The sequence below is a fragment of the Actinomadura sp. NPDC048032 genome (genome assembly GCF_040653175.1).
Lineage (GTDB): Bacteria > Actinomycetota > Actinomycetes > Streptosporangiales > Streptosporangiaceae > Spirillospora > Spirillospora verrucosospora.
Genome location: NZ_JBEZJP010000687.1, coordinates 1 through 2,547, shown reverse-complemented (window position 1 = coordinate 2,547; position 2,547 = coordinate 1). Strand labels below are relative to the sequence as shown.

General features: G+C 72.6%; 2 protein-coding genes and 1 pseudogene. All 3 read left to right on the top strand.

Annotated features, from left to right (window positions below):
- The coding region (zwf, locus tag AB0C69_RS41060; protein WP_360362057.1) for a glucose-6-phosphate dehydrogenase at positions 1–1,207 on the top strand (1,207 nt) is incomplete at its 5' end.
- Positions 1,208–2,128, top strand: a complete 921-nt coding sequence (locus AB0C69_RS41055) for a glucose-6-phosphate dehydrogenase assembly protein OpcA (RefSeq protein ID WP_360362054.1) — start codon at positions 1,208–1,210, stop codon at positions 2,126–2,128.
- Between the two features lie 117 nt (positions 2,129–2,245).
- Positions 2,246–2,547 (top strand): annotated as a pseudogene (locus AB0C69_RS41050) (hypothetical protein); the annotation flags it as partial.

Sequence of the window (2,547 nt, the reverse complement as noted above, 5' to 3'; positions counted from 1 at the left end):
CGACCCGGGCGCGTTCGACGCGCTGGCGATGGCGGTCAAGGAGCTGGACGAGAGCCGCGGCACCGGGGGCAACTACGCGTTCTACCTGTCGATCCCCCCGAAGTTCTTCCCGCAGGTCGTCGAGCAGCTGCAGCGCAGCGGCCTCGCCGACCGCAAGGAGGGCTCCTGGCGCCGGGTCGTCATCGAGAAGCCCTTCGGCCGCGACCTGAAGACCGCGGTGGAGCTGAACGACACCGTGCACCGCGTGTTCCCCGAGGAGGCGATCTTCCGGATCGACCACTACCTCGGCAAGGAGACGGTGCAGAACATCCTGGCCCTGCGGTTCGCCAACACGATGTTCGAGCCGATCTGGAACCGCTCCTTCGTCGACCACGTGCAGATCACGATGGCCGAGGACATCGGGATCGGCGGCCGGGCCGGGTACTACGACGGCATCGGCGCCGCCCGCGACGTCATCCAGAACCACCTGCTCCAGCTGCTGGCGCTCACCGCGATGGAGGAGCCGACCTCGTTCAGCGCCGACGCCGTCCGCGCCGAGAAGGCCAAGATCCTTTCCGCGGTGCGGGTGCGGGGCGACCTGGCCCAGTCGACGGCGCGCGGGCAGTATGCGGCGGGCTGGCAGGGCGGCGTGAGCGTCCGGGGGTACCTGGAGGAGGAGGGCATCCCCGCCGACTCGCGCACCGAGACCTACGCGGCGGTCAAGCTGGAGATCGACAACCGCCGCTGGGCGGGCGTCCCGTTCTACCTGCGCACCGGCAAGCGGCTGAGCCGCCGGGTCACGGAGGTGGCGATGGTGTTCCAGCAGGCGCCGCACCTGCCGTTCTCGCACACCGACACCGAGGAGCTCGGGCAGAACGCCCTGGTGATGCGGGTGCAGCCCGACGAGGGCATCACGGTCCGGTTCGGCTCGAAGGTGCCCGGCACCTCGATGGAGATCCGCGACGTCAACATGGACTTCGCCTACGGCGAGTCCTTCACCGAGGCCTCGCCCGAGGCCTACGAGCGGCTGCTGCTCGACGTGCTGATCGGCGACCCGCCGCTGTTCCCCCGGCAGGAGGAGGTCGAGCTGTCCTGGAAGATCCTCGACCCCATCGAGGAGTACTGGGCCAGCCGGGGCGGCCTCGACCAGTACAAGGCCGGCGGCTACGGGCCCGACAGCGCCGACGAGCTGATGGCGCGGGACGGCCGAACCTGGAGGCGGCTCTAGATGAACATCGATCTGACCGGCACGACGACCCGCAAGATCCAGGACGCGCTGACGCAGTCCCGGCATCTGATGGGCGGCCCGGCCGTCGGCATGGTGCTCACACTGATCATCGTGACGGACGAGTCGGCGCAGTACGACGCGGTGCGCGCCGCGACCGAGGCGGCGCGCGAGCACCCCTGCCGGGTGCTGACCGTCATCTCCCGCGACCCGCGGGGCAACTCCTCGCGGCTCGACGCGGAGATCCGGATGGGCGAGACCGGCCCCGGCGAGACGGTGCTGCTGCGCATGTACGGGCCGCTCGCCGAGCACGCCGACTCCGTCGTCGTGCCGCTGCTGATGCCCGACACCCCGGTGGTGACGTGGTGGCCCGGCGGCAAGGTGCCGAAGGTGCCCGCCAAGGACCCGCTGGGCCGGCTGGCGCAGCGCCGGGTGACCGACGCCTACGCGGCCCGCGACCGGCTCGGCACCCTGGCCCAGCTCGCCGAGGGCTACCGGCCGGGCGACACCGACTTCACCTGGACGCGGCTGACCTCCTGGCGGTCGCTGCTGGCGGCCGCGCTCGACCAGGAGCACGACGAGATCACCTCGGGCGAGGTGATGGCCGAACCGGACTCCCCGAGCGCGGAGCTGCTGGCGGCGTGGCTGTCGGTCCGGCTCGGCGTCCCGGTGGACCGGACGGTCTCCGAGGGCCCCGGCATCACCGGCGTCCGGCTGGTGACGACGGGCGGCGACCTGGTCATCGACCGCCCGGACGGGCGGGTCGCGACGCTGTGCCGCCCCGGCCTCGACGAAGGCGATGAGCTGCGCGGCCGCCTCGTCCGGGGCGGTGTCCTGGCCCCAGGTCATGGTGCCGAGTCCCAGCCGGGACACCAGCAGCCCGCTCCGCCCGAGGTGACGCTCCTTCATAGGCGGCCAATCTAGCGGTCCGGGCGAGCGGCGCGGAAAGCGAGCGGCCGCCCCGGCCGGGCGGGTCCGCGGCGCGAAGATCCTGGTGAGGATCTATTGCGGCGGGGCACCGCCGGGTTAGAGTTCGCAGCCATGGCGCCACCCCCGTTCTCGATGTACTCGCCGAAGACGCCGGAGGGCGACGGCGGGCCGGACGTGGCGCCGGTGTTCGGCGCCGGCGCCGGCGACGACCCCGGCTACCTCGCCTCGCTGCGAGGCGGCACCGAGCTCGGCCGGATGCGCCTGATGATGCTGGCGCTGCTGGCCGCCCCCGTCCTGATCCTGGCGATCGTGCCGCTGATCGTCGAGGACGGCCCCGGGGACGGGCCGTCGTGGATCTACCTGCCGCTCGCGGCCGCCGCGCTGCCGGCCCTGCTCGCCGGGCCCCGCGCTCC